14 protein-coding genes and 1 riboswitch are annotated in these 16,913 nt (G+C 63.3%); of the genes, 3 read left to right on the forward strand and 11 right to left on the reverse strand.

The genetic code is table 11. From position 1 onward, the window contains the following. Window positions 1-71: 71 nt before the first annotated feature. The 8 genes from parC to DNK06_RS00770 all read right to left on the reverse strand — a co-directional run bounded on the left by parC (window position 72) and on the right by DNK06_RS00770 (window position 8,803). Window positions 72-2,321: a DNA topoisomerase IV subunit A gene (gene parC, locus DNK06_RS00735; protein WP_131178135.1), complete on the reverse strand. Its 2,250-nt coding sequence runs from the start codon at window positions 2,319-2,321 to the stop codon at window positions 72-74. Between the two features lie 7 nt (window positions 2,322-2,328). After that, the gene (locus DNK06_RS00740) at window positions 2,329-2,853 is read right to left on the reverse strand and encodes a retropepsin-like aspartic protease family protein (protein WP_131178136.1); all 525 of its coding nucleotides are present in this window, start codon (window positions 2,851-2,853) and stop codon (window positions 2,329-2,331) included. After that, on the reverse strand, window positions 2,850-3,836 hold the full coding sequence (locus DNK06_RS00745) for an esterase-like activity of phytase family protein (protein ID WP_131178137.1): 987 nt from the start codon (window positions 3,834-3,836) through the stop codon (window positions 2,850-2,852). Before DNK06_RS00745 ends, DNK06_RS00740 begins: the two co-directional genes overlap by 4 nt. Then, the gene (gene parE / locus DNK06_RS00750; RefSeq protein ID WP_131178138.1) at window positions 3,836-5,734 is read right to left on the reverse strand and encodes a DNA topoisomerase IV subunit B; all 1,899 of its coding nucleotides are present in this window, start codon (window positions 5,732-5,734) and stop codon (window positions 3,836-3,838) included. Before parE ends, DNK06_RS00745 begins: the two co-directional genes overlap by 1 nt. A 45-nt stretch (window positions 5,735-5,779) precedes the next feature. Beyond that, a complete protein-coding gene (locus DNK06_RS00755) occupies window positions 5,780-6,361 on the reverse strand; it encodes a YqiA/YcfP family alpha/beta fold hydrolase (protein ID WP_131178139.1) in 582 nt (193 codons plus the stop codon). 446 nt (window positions 6,362-6,807) lie between these two features. Beyond that, on the reverse strand, window positions 6,808-7,626 hold the full coding sequence (gene cpdA / locus DNK06_RS00760) for a 3',5'-cyclic-AMP phosphodiesterase (protein WP_131178140.1): 819 nt from the start codon (window positions 7,624-7,626) through the stop codon (window positions 6,808-6,810). A gap of 116 nt (window positions 7,627-7,742) precedes the next feature. Next, entirely contained in the window at window positions 7,743-8,195 is a 453-nt protein-coding gene (locus DNK06_RS00765) for a DUF1249 domain-containing protein (RefSeq protein WP_131178141.1), read from the reverse strand. Next, window positions 8,186-8,803 (reverse strand): NUDIX domain-containing protein, encoded by a 618-nt coding sequence (locus tag DNK06_RS00770; protein WP_131178142.1) that lies wholly within the window; start codon window positions 8,801-8,803, stop codon window positions 8,186-8,188. The genes DNK06_RS00765 and DNK06_RS00770 overlap by 10 nt, the downstream gene beginning before the upstream one ends. 169 nt (window positions 8,804-8,972) lie before the next feature. Between DNK06_RS00770 and DNK06_RS00775 the strand changes: the two genes are divergently transcribed. Next, window positions 8,973-9,731, forward strand: a complete 759-nt coding sequence (locus DNK06_RS00775; RefSeq protein ID WP_131178143.1) for an RsiV family protein — start codon at window positions 8,973-8,975, stop codon at window positions 9,729-9,731. Window positions 9,732-9,777: 46 nt separating this feature from the next. On the opposite strand, the gene thiC is transcribed toward DNK06_RS00775, so the two are convergent. Beyond that, the gene (gene thiC / locus DNK06_RS00780; protein ID WP_131178144.1) at window positions 9,778-11,676 is read right to left on the reverse strand and encodes a phosphomethylpyrimidine synthase ThiC; all 1,899 of its coding nucleotides are present in this window, start codon (window positions 11,674-11,676) and stop codon (window positions 9,778-9,780) included. Between the two features lie 309 nt (window positions 11,677-11,985). Further along, a riboswitch (TPP riboswitch) is annotated at window positions 11,986-12,092 on the reverse strand. A 151-nt stretch (window positions 12,093-12,243) separates the two neighbouring features. Between thiC and DNK06_RS00785 the strand changes: the two genes are divergently transcribed. Next, window positions 12,244-13,677 (forward strand): TolC family outer membrane protein, encoded by a 1,434-nt coding sequence (locus tag DNK06_RS00785; RefSeq protein WP_131178145.1) that lies wholly within the window; start codon window positions 12,244-12,246, stop codon window positions 13,675-13,677. Between the two features lie 211 nt (window positions 13,678-13,888). On the opposite strand, the gene waaA is transcribed toward DNK06_RS00785, so the two are convergent. Continuing rightward, complete coding sequence (waaA, locus tag DNK06_RS00790; protein WP_131178146.1) at window positions 13,889-15,172, reverse strand: lipid IV(A) 3-deoxy-D-manno-octulosonic acid transferase; 1,284 nt, start codon at window positions 15,170-15,172, stop codon at window positions 13,889-13,891. A gap of 61 nt (window positions 15,173-15,233) precedes the next feature. Further along, window positions 15,234-16,121 carry a LysR family transcriptional regulator gene (locus tag DNK06_RS00795; RefSeq protein WP_131178147.1) on the reverse strand — a complete coding sequence of 296 codons (888 nt, stop codon included), beginning with the start codon at window positions 16,119-16,121 and terminating at the stop codon, window positions 15,234-15,236. An 86-nt stretch (window positions 16,122-16,207) separates the two neighbouring features. On the opposite strand from DNK06_RS00795, the gene DNK06_RS00800 reads away from it, so the two are divergent. After that, window positions 16,208-16,540 carry a DMT family transporter gene (locus DNK06_RS00800; protein WP_131178148.1) on the forward strand — a complete coding sequence of 111 codons (333 nt, stop codon included), beginning with the start codon at window positions 16,208-16,210 and terminating at the stop codon, window positions 16,538-16,540. Window positions 16,541-16,913: the final 373 nt, after the last annotated feature.

A 16,913-nucleotide genomic window follows, 5' to 3' on the forward strand; every position in this document is an offset into this window, starting at 1 on the left:
GGCACGCAAGAGCGATATCATCCGTCAAACCGGCCTGCAACTCCAGTAGCAGGCCACTTGCCAGTAGGCGTTTACTCGACCAGCAAAGCGTCGACGCGCTGGAAGCCACGCGGCAATTTGTTGCCGCGTCGGCCACGTTCGCCCTTGTAGTGCTCAAGGTCATCGGCCTTCAGGGACAGGGTACGCTTGCCGGCCTGCAATACAAGCGTCGCGCCCTGGGGCAGCACGGCCAGGTCGGTGAGGTACTCCTCACGACTGGCGACGCGCTCACCGGGGATACCGATGATCTTGTTGCCTTTGCCCTTGCCCAGTTGCGGCAGGTCGGCGACCTTGAACAGCAGCAGACGACCTTCGGTAGTGACTGCCGCCAACCAGTCTTCCTCGCGATTGGCCAGCGGCCGCGGTGCCACTACCCGCGCGCCATTGGGCAGGCTGAGCAGGGCCTTGCCGGCCTTGTTCTTGGCCTGCAGGTCTTCGCCCTTGACCACGAAACCGTAGCCGGCGTCCGAGGCGATCACGTACAGCGCCTCATCATCGGGCAGCAGCACGCACTCGAAGGTGGCGCCTGGCGGTGGCGTCAGGCGACCGGTCAGCGGCTCGCCCTGGCCCCGTGCCGACGGCAGCGAATGCGCCGCCAGCGAATAGCTACGCCCAGTGGAATCGATGAATACCGCGTATTGATTGGAGCGCCCCGGCGCCGCTGCCTTGAAGCCGTCACCGGCCTTGTAGGAGAGCCCGGTGGCGTCGATGTCGTGGCCCTTGCCGCAGCGTACCCAGCCTTTTTCCGAGATCACCACGGTGACCGGCTCGGTCGGCATCAGCTCGGTTTCCGAAAGCGCCTTGGCTTCAGCACGGGCAACGATCGGCGAACGGCGGTCATCGCCATACTTCTCGGCGTCTTCGATGATTTCCTTGCGCACCAGCTTCTTCAGCTTGGCTTCGCTGCCCAGCAGGGTCAGCAGCTTGTCGCGTTCCTTGGCCAGCTCATCCTGCTCGCCACGGATCTTCATTTCTTCCAGGCGGGCCAGTTGGCGCAGGCGCGTGTCGAGGATGTAGTCGGCTTGCACCTCGCTCAGCGCGAAACGCTCGATCAGGCGTGCCTTGGGATGATCCTCGGTGCGGATGATCTGGATCACTTCATCCAGGTTGAGGAAGGCAACCAGCAAGCCCTCCAACAGATGCAGGCGCTTCTCGACCTTGTCCAGACGGAATTGCAGACGGCGGCGTACCGTATTGACGCGGTACTCCAGCCATTCGCGCAACAATTGCCGCAGGTTCTTCACCTGGGGCTTGCCATCCAGGCCGATGACGTTGCTGTTGACCCGGTAGCTCGACTCCAGCTCGGTGGTGGCGAACAGGTGCTGCATCAGCTCATCGGCATCCACCCGGTTGGAACGCGGGATGATGACGATGCGGCAGGGATGTTCGTGATCCGACTCGTCGCGCAGGTCGGCGACCATCGGTAGCTTCTTGGCCTGCATCTGGCCGGCGATCTGCTCCAGCACCTTGGCACCGGACACCTGGTGCGGCAGCGCGGTGACCACGATGTCGCCGTCCTCGACGCTATACACGGCGCGCATGCGTACCGAGCCGCGACCGGTTTCGTAGATTTTCAGCAGATCGGCACGCGGGGTGATGACCTCCGCCTCGGTCGGATAGTCCGGGCCGAGCACGTGCTCGCAGAGCTGCTCCACCGTGGCATTGGGCTCGTCGAGCAGGCGTACGCAGGCGGCCGCGACTTCGCGCAGGTTATGCGGCGGCACGTCGGTGGCCATGCCCACGGCGATGCCGGTTGTGCCATTGAGCAGCAGGTTGGGCAGACGCGCCGGCAGGGTCGCCGGCTCGTTCAGGGTGCCATCGAAGTTCGGCACCCAATCCACCGTGCCCTGACCGAGCTCGGTCAGCAGCACTTCGGAATAGCGCGACAGACGCGCCTCGGTGTAACGCATGGCGGCGAAGGACTTGGGATCGTCCGGCGCCCCCCAGTTGCCCTGGCCATCGACCAGGGTGTAGCGGTAACTGAACGGTTGCGCCATCAGCACCATGGCTTCGTAGCAGGCCGAGTCGCCGTGCGGGTGGAACTTGCCGAGCACATCGCCGACGGTACGCGCCGATTTCTTGTGCTTGGAATCGGCGTCCAGCCCCAACTCGCTCATGGCATAGACGATACGACGCTGCACCGGTTTGAGACCGTCGCCGATATGCGGCAGCGCGCGATCCATGATCACGTACATCGAATAGTTGAGATAAGCCTGCTCGGTGAAGTCGGCAAGGGAGCGGCGTTCGACACCGTCCAGGCTCAGATCGAGGGTTTCGCTCATGCGTGCCTCATTGCAAGGTTGATTGGCGCAACATCAAGGTGCCGTCGCGCTGACTGAATTCAAGTTGTTTCAAGGCGCTCATGCCCAGCAGGACTTCATCGCCGTCCATGCCCGGCGCGATGAGCGCGGATACGTCATGCAGGACGATATCGCCAAGCTGCAGGCGCTCCAGGCGCGTGCGGTGCGCCGTGGCGCGGCCATTGGCGGTACTGATCTGCACGGGCGCGCCAGACTGCAGGCCGAGACTGCGGGCGACCTGGCTGGGTATGGCGACCTGGGTAGCGCCGGTATCGAGCAGGAAAGTCACCGGATCGCCGTTGATCTGCCCATCGACCAGATAATGCCCGCCGCGGCTGCTGGCCAGACGCACTTCGACGTAATCGCTGCCATGCACCGACTGCGGCTGGCGGTTGGGATGGTTCTTGTCATCTTCCCATTTGCCGAAGAAATGCGTGGCCAGCAGCAGCCCCGCCCCCCAGGCCAGCACCAGCATCACCCGGCCGGCACGACGGCCGGCGGTCTGTTCGCTCACCGCGTCACGCCCCAGCCACCGGCAGGTGCGGCGAAGCGCCAGACCACCGGGCGCTTCTCGCCATCGCCACGCGCATGGCCGCCATTGTCGACACCGACCCAGGCGCCCTCCTCGTCGATCGACAGCGCCTCGGCCACACCGTAGCTCATGGGATAGCGACGTTCGTCGGTCAGCGCCTCAGCGGCGAATGACCAGCAGCGCTCGGCGTCGCCGGTCGCTGGCGTACGGCGGCAGATGCGATGGGCCTGACGCTCCAGGGTAAAGAGTTTTTCGTTGTGAAAAGCCAGGCCGGAGAAGTCCACCGGCGCTGGTGCCCCGCCCAGCGCCTCGGGTGAGGCTTCCTGGCCACCCTCGCTGAGCAGCACGCAACCGCCTTCGCAGAGCCAGGTAGCGCGACGATGATGCAGCACCACCAGGCCGCGCCGCTGTTTTTCCGCCGCCAGCCACAGGCGCTCGCCTGCCGGATCGACGGCGATGCCTTCGAACAGCGAGTTGAAATGCAGCAGCATGCCGCTGGCGCGCGCCTGGCGCACCATGCCTTCGGGCAGGGTCAGCCACTGCGCATCGGCGGCTGGCGGCACCTGCAGCACCGCGGCGCGGCTTTCACTGACCAGATAGCGATTGCCCTTGGCGTCGCAGGAGATGCCTTCGAAATCCAGATGGCCACCGCGCACCAGGCCGGACACCCAGGCGCGCATGCGCAGGCCCCAAGGCAGCGGCATCACCGGCGCTGGCGGCGCCACGAAATGCTCGACCTCGGCCTGCCAGATACGATCGGAAGAATCGAGGCGATAGAGGCGATCGTCTTCGCGGTCGGATACCGCCCACAGCGCGTCGCCGCACCAGGCCAGGCCGGACAGATTGCCGGCGTCCATCCCGGCGACCGGGTGTTCGCTGAGCAGCTTGAGCTCCTCGAGCGCTGGCGTATCGGCGAGCAGCGGCGTCACTGACGCCAGCAACAGGGCGCCGAGCAGGTGCCGCATCAGAGCAGTACCTCGGCCAGGTTACCCTTGGACTCCAGCCAGGACTTGCGGTCGCCGGCACGCTTCTTCGCCAGCAGCATGTCCATCATTTCGCGAGTACCCTCGAAGTCCTCGAGGGTCAGTTGCACCAGCCGCCGAGTATTGGGATCCATGGTGGTTTCGCGTAACTGCGGCGGGTTCATTTCGCCCAGGCCCTTGAAGCGGGTGACCTGCGGCTTGCCGCGTTTCTTCTCGGCCACCAGACGATCGAGAATGCCGTCGCGCTCTGGTTCGTCCAGGGCGTAGTAGATTTCCTTGCCGAGATCGATGCGATACAGCGGCGGCATCGCCACGTACACATGACCTGCATCCACCAACGGACGGAAATGCTGCACGAACAGTGCGCAGAGCAGCGTGGCGATGTGCAGGCCGTCGGAGTCGGCATCGGCGAGGATGCAGATCTTGCCGTAACGCAACTGGCCCAGATCGCTGGAGCCGGGGTCAAGACCGACGGCCACGGCGATGTTGTGCACTTCCTGGCTGGCCAGCACTTCGCCGCCGTCCACTTCCCAGGTGTTGAGGATCTTGCCGCGCAACGGCAGGATCGCCTGAAACTCCTTGTCCCGCGCCTGCTTGGCCGAGCCACCGGCGGAGTCGCCCTCGACCAGGAACAGCTCGCAACGCATCGGGTTCTGCCCGGCGCAATCGGCCAGCTTGCCGGGCAATGCCGGGCCCTGAGTGATCTTCTTGCGCTCGACCTTCTTGCCGGCCTTGAGACGGCGGCTGGCGTTGCTGATGGCCAGTTCGGCCAACTGCTGACCGAACTCCGGATGCGCGTTGAGCCACAGGCTGAAGGCGTCCTTGACCACACCGGAGACGAACGCAGCCGCCTCTCGGGAGGACAGCCGCTCTTTGGTCTGCCCGGAGAACTGAGCATCCTGCATCTTCATCGAGAGCACGAAGGCGATACGCTCCCAGACGTCTTCCGGGGCCAGCTTGACCCCACGGGGCAGCAGGTTGCGAAACTCGCAGAATTCGCGCATGGCGTCCAGCAGGCCCTGACGCAGACCGTTGACGTGGGTACCGCCCTGGGCGGTGGGGATCAGGTTGACGTAGCTTTCCTGCACCGAGTCGCCGCCTTCCGGCAGCCACAGCAGCGCCCAATCCACCGCCTCCTTGTTACCGGCCAGGCTGCCGCAGAAGGGTTCGTTGGGCAGGCGCTCGTACTCGCTGACCGCATCGACCAGGTAGGAACGCAGGCCGTCTTCATATAACCACTCGACCTGCTCGCCGCTCGCCTTGTCATAAAAGCTCACCGCCAGGCCGGGGCACAGCACGGCCTTGGCCTTGAGCACGTGTTTGAGGCGGCTGACCGAGAACTTGTGGGAATCGAAATATTTGCCGTCCGGCCAGAAATGCACGCTGGTGCCGGTGTTGCGCTTGCCAACCGTGCCGATCACTTCCAGGTCGCTGGCCTTGAAGCCATCGGCGAAGGCCATGGAATATTCGTTGCCGTCGCGCTTGACCCGCACTTCGACACGGGTCGACAGGGCGTTGACCACCGAGATACCCACACCGTGCAGACCGCCGGAAAACTGGTAGTTCTTGTTGGAAAACTTGCCGCCGGCGTGCAGCTTGGTAAGGATCAGTTCGACACCAGGTACGCCCTCTTCCGGGTGAATGTCCACTGGCATACCGCGACCGTCATCGCTCACTTCCAGGGAGTTGTCCTCGTGGAGGATTACCTGAATGGATTTGGCGTGACCCGCCAGGGCTTCGTCGACACTGTTGTCGATGACTTCCTGGGCCAGGTGGTTGGGGCGGCTGGTGTCGGTATACATCCCCGGCCGCTTGCGCACCGGATCAAGGCCGGAAAGGACTTCGATGGCATCTGCGTTGTAGGCGTTTTGCTGGGCCATAGGTCTCTGAAATGCTCTGATTGATCGGGGTTCGGGCGCGGCCGGTCAGGACACGGACGCGATGCCGGCGAAGGCGAACAGCATGGGCAGGTGCTCTGCGAAGCCCTGGAAGCCATGATCACCGCCGGCCTCGATGCGCAGCGCGCAATGCCGGTAGTACGCCTGGGCGTGCCGGTAATCGAGGGTTTCATCGGCGGTCTGCAGCCATACCTGATAACGGGCCGGATCCGTGGGCGGCGGGGTCTCGAGTTCCGCCAGTGCCGCCACGTGATCGGCAGTCAGATCCCAGGTTTCGCCACTGTAATGGTTGCATTGCGGGCCGAGGTAACCGTCGAACAACCGGTGCGGGCACACCGCCGGGTTGATCAACAGCGCCTTGAGGCCATGCCGTTCGGCCAGGTGGGTCGCATAGTAGCCGCCCAGGGAGCTGCCGACCAGAGTGGGGCGGCCGAGTTCAGCGATCAGCGCCTCGAGCTCGGCAATAGCCTGGCGCGGGTGATGAGGCAGGGCAGGAACCCGCAGTTGCGCTTGCAACCCCATGGCGGTCATGGCGACGGTCAGTTGGCTGGCCTTGGTGGAAGCCGGCGAACTATTGAGCCCATGGATATAAAGAATGCCTGTAGTCATAACGAGAGGCTACTAGCGCCGCCCTATAGGCCGCAAGCGTTGCTAGTGTAGCGTCACCCATCAAATGTGGTATCCGAGCGATTAGACTGAGTGGTCGCTCAAAGGCGACAGCGGACGCTCACCCCGTAGGGTGGATGACGCTCTTTTCATCCACCATTGCGATCGCAGAGCGGTGGACGGGTGAAGCGTCGTCCACCCTACGACAGGCCGTTTACCGTAGAACGTAGCCTGGATTAGCCGCAGGCGTAATCCGGGGCCGAAGGCCGTGATCGATGGTTCAACGCGGGTCACCGACCGGCTGCTCCCGCCTTATGGCTGCCATCCCACATTACGATATCCCGTTCGCCGCCTCGGCTCATCGACCCCCTGGCCGACATATGACCGTTGTCGCGACACCAGGGTCTGATGACGTTTCAGCGCAAGCCGCGTTGCCGCGTCAACAGACCCTAGTACCCGCCAACACTGTAGTCAGGCTCGAAAACGATGCCACTGACCCTCGATATCTCGGTTTCCAGCCGCCCATCACTGTGCAGACGCAGCCAGCGGTAGCCGGGCGCCGTGCTATCGACCTGAAAATCCTCGCTGCCTGGCGTGAACTGTACGCAGGTCGACGGTGAGGCCAGAAGCCGCACCTTGCCGCGCATCTCATCGATCGTCTGGTGGACGTGCCCCCAGAGAATCGCCCGCGCCTGGGGAAACCGATCCAGTACGGCGAACAGCGCATCGGGGTTGCGCAGCCCGATCGGCGCCATCCACTGACAGCCGATATCCACCGGGTGGTGATGCAGGCAGATCAGATGGTGACGATCCGGCGCCTCGCTCAATGCCCGCTCCAACAGCGCCAGCTGCGGCTCCTGAAGGTAACCGGGCACCGCGCCGGGGATCGACGAATCGAGCATGATCAACCGCCAGGTGCCGAGATCCACGACCGGTTCCAGCAGATCGCTACCCACGCAGGCCGCCTGCATCGCCAGGATGTCGTCATGGTTGCCGGGAATCCAGCGGGCTGACGTTCTCAGCGCGGCGCTCAGTTCGAGAAAGCGCGCATAGGAGGCCGGGCTGCCGTCCTGGGACAAATCACCAGTGGCCAGAATCATGTCGATGGCCGGCTGCTCTTCAAGCACCAGATCGACCACCTGGCGCAGGCTGTCAGCGGTGTCCATGCCCAGCAGCTTGCCGTCCGTGCCGGCAAACAGATGGCTGTCGGTAAGCTGCACCAGCAATACCGAAGAATCAGCAGGGGTGGACGCGTACGCACTCGGCAAAGTGCTTCTCCATAAGAGGGCAAGTGCAAATTATGGAATCGCGATGTGGCCCGGTAAACCCACTAATAGTGACTAGTTCACAGAAACCCGAAGCATTCTTATGACAAAGAATTAGCTCAAACCAGCGGTTCGGTCTCGTGCCCACATGCAAGGCAGTGGCTCAGCCATTCACCGAGAAACACGTTGAGCTGGGTTTTCTCGTCCGGTTGGTGCATGGCCGCGTTGGGATAGGGATAGATGCCGCGAAAGCGTCGCGCGCTCTGGGCACCGGTCACCTCGGCCATGCGTGCGTCGTGATAGACGCGCACTTCCAGTTGCGGTACCGGCAGCCAGGGCAGGCTGTGTTCCTGACGCACCTGCACCGTGGAAGTGTATGGGCACCTCTCCACCACTTCCAGCGCCAGCACGCCAAGCTGCCGCTCGCCCTGACTGAGCGCCACGCGCCGCGCGCCCTGGGCTTCGCGCATACCTGGCAACAAACGCATCAGCCGTGCGTAATTGGCCTCGCAAGCAGCCTGCAGCTCGACCAGATCGACCCGGTAGCGCTCACGCAGCAGATTTACCCCCATAGGCCCCTTACCTCGGCGCGATTCAGCGCCAGCCACTGCAAGGCGATGATGCTCGCCGCATTGTTGATCAGCCCATCCCTGACCGCCTGCAAGGCATCCTCGAAAGGCCATACCTGCACGCGAATGTCCTCGCCCTCTTCCTCCAGGCCGTGTATGCCGCCCACCCCGGCGCTGTCGCAACGACCGAGAAACAGATGCACGAACTCGTCGGAGCCGCCCGGCGACGGGAAATAGCGGGTTATCGGCCACAACGACGTCAGCGTCAGCCCAGCTTCTTCCTCGGCTTCACGTAGCGCCACTTCATCGGGCTCTTCGTCCTTGTCGATCAAGCCTGCCACCAGCTCGACCAACCAGGGGTTGGTGGCCTTGTGCATGGCGCCGACGCGAAACTGCTCGATCAGCACCACGCTGTCGGTCACCGCATCGTAGGGCAGCACGCAAACGGCATCGTGGCGGATGAACAGTTCACGGCTAAGCACCGGCCCCATGCCGCCTGAGAACTGCTGGTGGCGCAGGCGGAAGCGATCCAGGCGATAAAAACCTCGGAAGCACTCTTCACGCTCGATGATTTCCACCGCATCCGGGCCGGGGGTAAAGGTTTCGGTCATCTGCTGCTCTCTCGTTACGTGCGGATTGAATGCATCCTAGGGTCTGTTAAGGCTCTCCCGCAAGCGATGCAGCGAAAGCCTGGCCGATCCGCTCGCGTTGGCGAATAATCGCGAACTCCCCTGCCGTCAGGCAGTCGAACACCCGTCCTTCGCCAATGGCTTTTCCTGCATGAATACATCCACCATTGCCCGCCTCGGCGCTATCCTCAGCCTCGGTCTGTTGCTCGGCGCCTGCCAAAGCCTGTCCAAACCCGACACGCCGCCAGCCCTCGCCACCACCCATGAGCGCTGGGAACACAAAGCGCCAGGCTGCACCGCCCAGGACTGCCCATTGGTCAATATCGAGCTGCAGCGCCTGGCCGATCAGCCCGAGCTCAATGCGCGCATCGAATCGACCCTGCTTGGCCTGGTGAGCGCCGCCACCGATACCCGACCGCAATCGCTGGCCGATCACGAGCGCGAGTTTCTCGCCAACGGCAAGCCCGGCTGGGTCAGCTATCTGCAGGCCAAGGTACTGAGCCAACATGACCGCCTGGTGGTGATCGAGCTGTCCAGCTACCACTTCATTGGCGGTGCCCATGGCGTACCCGGGCGCACCTACCTGAATTACGACCGCGAGCTGAACAAGGTACTGAGCCTGCAGGACATCCTCGTCCCCGGCGAAGAAACAGCGTTCTGGCAGATCGCCCAGCGCGCCCACCAGGCCTGGCTGATCGCTCAGGGCCACGGTGACGATGCCGACTACCGTCAGACCTGGCCATTCGAGCGCACGCCGAACATCGCCTTGAACCCTGATGCCGTGCTGCTCAAATACGATGTCGCGCGCCTGGCGCCCTACTCCGACGGCCACCCGGAGATAAAGATTCCCTACAGCCAGCTGCAGGGCATCCTGCGCCCGGTCTACGTGCCAGGTGGTGCTGCACGCTGAGTGAAGTCCGGGTGAACGGCAACCATGCCGCTCACCCGGCTGGGCTTCACACCTGTCGGTAGATCACTGACCCCTCTTCCTTGAAACGCTCGGCCTGCTCCTTGAAGCCTGCCTCGACTGCCTTGCTCTCGTCGGACAGACCATTGACCTTGGCGTACTCGCGCACTTCCTGAGTGATTTTCATCGAGCAGAACTTCGGCCCACACATGGAACAGAAGTGAGCGACCTTGGCCGAGTCCTTGGGTAGGGTTTCGTCGTGGAAGCTGCGTGCGGTATCCGGGTCAAGACCCAGGTTGAACTGGTCTTCCCAGCGGAACTCGAAGCGCGCCTTGCTCAGCGCGTTGTCGCGGATCTGCGCGCCCGGATGGCCTTTCGCCAGGTCGGCCGCATGGGCGGCGATCTTGTAGGTGATGATGCCGGTCTTGACGTCATCCTTGTTCGGCAGACCGAGGTGTTCCTTGGGCGTGACGTAGCAGAGCATGGCGCAACCGAACCAGCCGATCATCGCCGCCCCGATGCCGCTGGTGATGTGGTCGTAGCCCGGTGCGATGTCGGTAGTCAGCGGCCCGAGGGTGTAGAACGGCGCCTCGTCGCAGCACTCCAGCTGCTTGTCCATGTTCTCCTTGATCAGTTGCATCGGCACGTGGCCGGGGCCCTCGATCATGCACTGCACGTCGTGCTTCCAGGCGATCTTGGTCAGTTCGCCAAGGGTTTCCAGTTCGCCGAACTGTGCGGCATCGTTGGCGTCGGCGATGGAGCCCGGACGCAGGCCATCGCCCAGCGAGAAGCTGACGTCGTAGGCCTTCATGATTTCGCAGATGTCTTCGAAGTGGGTGTAGAGGAAGTTTTCCTTGTGGTGCGCCAGGCACCACTTGGCCATGATCGAACCACCGCGGCTGACGATGCCGGTAACCCGCTTGGCGGTCAGCGGCACATAGCGCAGCAGCACGCCGGCGTGGATGGTGAAGTAATCGACGCCCTGCTCGGCCTGTTCGATCAGGGTGTCGCGAAACAGCTCCCAGGTCAGGTCTTCGGCCACGCCATTGACCTTCTCCAGCGCCTGATAGATCGGCACGGTGCCGATCGGCACTGGCGAGTTGCGGATGATCCATTCGCGGGTTTCGTGAATATGCTTGCCGGTGGACAGATCCATCACCGTGTCCGACCCCCAGCGAATGCCCCAGGTCAGCTTGGCGACTTCTTCCTCGATGCTCGATCCCAGCGCCGAGTTGCCGATATTGCCGTTGATCTTCACCAGGAAGTTGCGGCCGATGATCATCGGTTCCAGCTCGGTGTGGTTGATGTTCGCCGGGATGATGGCGCGGCCGCGGGCCACTTCGTCACGGACGAATTCCGCGGTGATCTCCTTGGGAATGCTGGCGCCGAAACTGTTGCCGCCATGTTGTTCCTCGAGCAGACCGGCGGCGCGGTGCTCGGCGAGCTTCATGTTCTCGCGGATGGCGATGTATTCCATCTCCGGAGTAATGATGCCCTGACGCGCGTAATGCATCTGGCTGACGTTCTTGCCGGGCTTGGCACGACGCGGGTTGCGTACGTGGGCGAAGCGCATCTTGGTCAGCTCGGCATCAGCCAGGCGGCGTTGCCCGAACTCCGAAGAGAGGCCTTCGAGGCGCTCGGTGTCGCCACGATCCTCGATCCACGCCGAACGCACATCGGCAAGCCCTTTGCGTACGTCGATGGTCACGCTAGGGTCGGTGTAAGGGCCGGAGGTGTCGTACACGGTGACCGGGGCATTGATCTCGCCACCGCTCCTGGTTTCAGAGAATGCGGTAGGCGTCACATCCAGGCTGATCTCGCGCATCGGCACGCGGATGTCCGGGCGGGAACCCTGGACGTAGATTTTCTGCGAACGGGGAAAGGGCTGGATCGACTGCTGGTCGACTTGTGCGGATTCGCTGAGATTCTGTTGTTGTTTGACGCTCATCGGTTGGCTCCTCGGCTGGATGTCGGAGCGAACCTGATCGATGCGTGATGAAGCAACGCCGCGCCAAGAGCTGTCGGAACATGCGGGAGTCATGATAGAGCGCCGGCATGATCGGACAGCCTGGGCGCGGGCACACCACAGACGCGGTGCGGGGGTATCCACCGGGCAGATCGCTGAAAAACTAGCTGCCTTGCCATCGCGGCGTTAAAAACAGCCTCAAAATGCTCATGTACTACTCGTACACTCCGCGTTTTCGCCTGTTTTTGCCTTGCGCTGGCTGCCTCGCCTACGTTTTTCAACGATCTGTAGAGGCGGATACCTCTTGTTCCCTACGCAGGCCTTAACCTGATCAGGTTCAACGGGATCCGGAACTATCCGATCTCAGCCTCCGATTCGAGGCACCCCGACAAGAACCCGGCCAGTCTACTGACAGCCGGCAACGGCGGCAACGTGGATACGACCCGCAGGTCGGATAGTGACGTTTACATAGTCGGCACCGCGCGCCTTGACCACCCCGATGGCCGGGCTTAGTCTCGCCGACTACTGCCCACTCTAGGATTCACTGACATGCTGCGCAGACTCTCCCTGGCCGTAGCCGTGACCGCCGCCTCAACCGCCACGACCTGGGCAGATCCTGCCCCACTATCGGTGCGTACCGATCTGATGTCGGTGTATCAGGAAGCCGCCGCCAACAATGCAGACCTGGCCGCCGCCCGTGCCGACTTCCAGGCCCGCCGCGAAGGCGTACCCCAGGCCCGCGCCGGCCTGCTGCCGAACCTCAGCGCCGGCGCACGGATGAACGATACCCGCACCGCACTGGAGACGCCGGCCGCGACCCTGTCACGTAGCGGCACGGTTTATCAGGCCAACCTCAGCCAGCCGCTGTTCCGCGCCGATCGCTGGTTCCAGCTGCAGGCCGCCGAGGCGGTCAGCGAGCAGGCAGCCCTGGAGCTGTCTGCCACTGAACAGAACCTGATACTGCAGAGCGCCGACGCCTACTTCTCGGTGCTGCGCGCCCAGGACAACCTGGCCTCGACCAAGGCCGAAGAGGCCGCCTTCAAACGCCAGCTCGACCAGGCCAACGAGCGCTTCGAGGTTGGCCTGTCGGACAAGACCGACGTGCTCCAGGCCCAGGCCGGCTTCGATACGGCGCGAGCCAACCGGATCATCGCCGACCGTCAGGTGGAGGACGCCTTCCAGGCCCTGATCACCTTGACCAACCGCGAGTACCGCAGCATCGAAGGCATCCAGCACAGCCTGCCGATTCTCACTCCGATGCCCAACGACGCTACCGCCTGGGTCAACACGGCCGCAGTGCAGAACCTCAACCTGCAGGCCAGCAATTTCGCGGTCAACGCCGCCGAAGAAACCCTGCGTCAGCGCAAGGCCGGGCACGCGCCGACCCTCGACGCCGTGGCCAGCTATCAGCGCGGCGACAACGACAACCTCGGTTTCACCAATACCGAAAGGCCGGGCGAGCCCCACTACAGCGGCGACGTAAGCCAGCGCAGCATCGGCCTGGAACTGAACATCCCGCTGTACAGCGGTGGCCTGACCAGCTCCCAGGCCCGCGAAGCCTATCAGCGCCTCAGCCAGTCCGAGCAGCAACGTGAAGGGCTACGCCGCGAGGTGGTGCAGAACACCCGCAACCTGTATCGCGCGGTGAATACCGACGTGGAAACCGTGCAGGCCCGCCGCCAGTCGATCATCTCCAACCAGAGTGCACTGGAGGCCACGGAAATCGGTTATCAGGTAGGCACACGCAATATCGTCGACGTGCTCGACGCCCAACGCCAGCTGTACAACGCGGTGCGCAACTACAACGACGCACGCTACGACTACATCCTCAACAACCTGCGCCTGAAGCAGGCTGCCGGCACCCTCAGCCCCGCAGACCTGGACGCCCTGGGTCGTTACCTGAAACCGGACTACAACCCGGATCGCGACTTCCTGCCCCCGGATCTGGCCCGCGCTGCCGAGGCCCAGCTGCAAGGCGAATAAGCAGGGTGGATCGGGGCGCGTAGCTGACGCTTTTTTCGTCCACCATTGCGGTCTCGACACGCTGTCGTCACAGGATGCGATTTAGTCGTAGGATGGGTGAAACCCATCAATTGCCGATGGGTTGCACCCATCCTACGACCTGCGATTACCCGCTTCCGCTACTTTGCTGCCTAAATACCAGAAACCTGCCTTGAAAGATCACGAACAGGTTCTATGCGAGCAGCCTTGCCAACCCATCCAGCAACCGCTGCAGCGCGCCTTGATTGGCCTTGAGCACTGCCAGGCCGGCCTCGCGCATGGCCGCCGCACGTGCAGGCTCGTGCAACAGCAACGCGACCTGGGCGCCGAGCGCCTTGGCATCCGCCACCTCGCAGAGCGCGCCACGCTCAAGCAGTTGCGCGGTGATCTCCTGAAAGTTGAAGCGGTGCGGCCCCATGATCACCGGAAGCCCCAGCGCCGCTGGCTCCAGCGGGTTATGGCCGCCCGTCTCGACCAGGCTGCCGCCGACGAAGGCGACATCAGCCAGGCCATACAGAAACATCAATTCGCCCATGCTGTCGCCGAGCAGTACCTGCACATTAGGGCCAACAGCCTCGCCTGAAGAGCGACGCACGAAACTCAGGCCTGCCTCACGCAGCTGCGCGGCAGCACTGTCGAAACGCTCCAGATGACGGGGCACCAGAATCAGCAGAGCATCCGGCTGAGTAGCGAGCAATTGCTGATGCGCCTGTATCACCAGCGCATCTTCTCCCTCACGGGTGCTGGCGGCGATCCACACAGGCCGTTGCTGCGCCTGCCATTGCTCACGCAGCGTAGTGGCACGCGCCAACACAGTTGCATCCACTTGCTGGTCGAACTTGATCGAGCCGGTCACCTCTACCGCTTCAGGCCGGGCTCCGAGGGCAATGAAGCGCTGCGCCTCGACCTGGCTCTGTACCGCGAGCAAAGTCAGCTCGGCGAGCATCGGCGCAGTGAGCTTGGCAAAGCGTCCGTAGCCTCTGGCGGAGCGCTCGGACAATCGGCCATTGGCCAGCGCCACCGGAATACCTCGACGGGCACACTGGTGGATGTAGTTGGGCCACAGCTCGGTTTCCATGATCACCGCCAGGCGCGGACGAACTCGCTCGAGAAAGCGCGACGCAGCCCAGGGCAGATCGTAGGGCAGGTAGCAATGCTGTACGCGGCCAGCGAACTGCTCCTCGGGAAACAGCGCACGAATACGCTCGGAACCGGTCGGGGTCATGCTGGTCAGGGTGATCGGCAGTTCCGGGTAACGCGCCAGCAGCTCACGCACCAGCGGCGCCGCCGCGATGCTTTCCCCGACCGATACGGCATGCACCCAGATACCACCAGAGCGCAGCGGCGGCAGACCGAAGGCAAAGCGCTCGCCGACACGTTTGGCATAGGCAGGCGCGCGCCAGGCTCGCCAAATCAGGCGTAGACCGATCAACGGCAGGCAGAGATGGAACAGCAGGGTATAGAGATGTCGATTCATGGCGGGGAAGCTTAGGGGCTGCGACCATTGCAGCACAAGCCAGGACAAGTGCTGCCCCTGCTCATGGTTCCAACACGCATAGGCGCTCGGCCAGGTACTGCGCCAGCCACTGCGCCGCCGGCCCCAGGGCCTCATCACGACGAAACACCAGTTCCAGCGGCAACGGTGGCGCGATCCAGTCGCTGCTCAGCTCGACCAGATGCCCCTGATAGGTCGGGTACTGCGCTACGTGCCGGGGCAGGCAGGCCCAGCCCAGGTTGCGCATCAGCAGCTCGGCCATCACGTAAAAACTGTCGGTGCGCCAGGCCGTGGGGCTGACCCGCTCGTTACCGGGATAGTGACTGTCCTGCAGAGTAATCAGCAGTTGTCGGTGCCTGGCCAATTCGCGACGACCGACGGAGCGCCCCTGTGCCAGCGGATGACCGGCGCCGCAGACCATGACCATATCCACCATGCCCAGGCGGCGGCGCTCCAGCTCAGCGGGCATGCCCTCGTGATGAAACAGCAGACCGAGGTCGGCACGCCGCTCCAGCAGTTGTCGCGCCACCACACCCTGCCCGCCGCTGGTCATTTGCAACTCGACCCGCGGAAAGGCCTGGGCCAGCGCCTCCAGGCTGTCGAGCACCGGCGGCATCGGCAAGGCTTCGTCCTGGGCCAGACGCAGGCAGACCTCCTCGCCTCGCGACAGCCCCAGCGCGCGCCCCTCCAGTCGCTGACACTGGCGCAGCAGCTCGCGAGCTTCTTCGAGCAACGCCTGACCGGCCTCAGTGAGGCGCGGCTGACGACCGCTACTACGCTCGAACAGGCGCACGCCAAGATCGTCTTCCAGGGCCGCCACGGCAGTACTGACCGCCGACTGCACACGTCCAAAGCGTCGCGCTACGGCAGAAAACGAATTGCCCTCGGCGACAGCAACGAAGACCTCCAGTTGCTCAAGACTCCAGCGCACAACCTATCTCCACTTCAGATAGGTAATGAGTTTACCTAATAAAGTGAGTCCGTAGAATTGGCGCTCTGTTAATAGGAGTGCTGCCGATGAACGGTTATCTCTATCTCGCCCTGGCCATTGCTGCCGAGGTGGTCGCCACCACTTCCATGAAGGCCGTCGACGGCTTCAACAAGCCCCTGCCACTGCTGCTGGTGATCGTCGGTTACAGCATCGCGTTCTGGATGCTGATCCTGGTGGTGCGCACCATCCCTGTGGGTATTGCCTACGCCATCTGGGCTGGCCTGGGCATCGTGCTGGTCAGCATCGCGGCCATGTTCGTCTATGGCCAGAAACCGGATCTGCCCGCAGTGCTGGGCATGGGCCTGATCGTCAGCGGCGTGGTGGTGATCCAGCTGTTCTCCCGCGTTACCGGCCATTGAAAGCAGCTGCAAGCCTCAAGCGGCAAGTTGAAGCAGACCGGTGCAACGCCTGGCTTTGGCTTCTAGCTTGAAACCTAGGGTCTGTTCCCGTTTCACGCACGGCCGCGCCGGAGCCAGTTTTTGCGCGAGGCAAGGCACGAGATGTGAAGTTTGGCGGGCCAAATGAGCCATCGAGTAACGCCGCATCGCGCAAAAACTGGCCCGGCCCTGCGGGTTGCGCGGGAAATGACCTCCGCTGTCGTTGCAGGACTTGGCAAGGGAACAACCATTCCCGGCGTCCTGCGCCTAACCGGAGGCCATTTCTCGCGGCAACGCGGCTCGCGCTGAAACGGAAACAGACCCTAAGGCTCTCCCCTCCCCGCGGGGCTATACT

This window comes from Phytopseudomonas daroniae, assembly GCF_004327285.1.
Classification (GTDB): Bacteria; Pseudomonadota; Gammaproteobacteria; order Pseudomonadales; family Pseudomonadaceae; genus Aquipseudomonas; species Aquipseudomonas daroniae.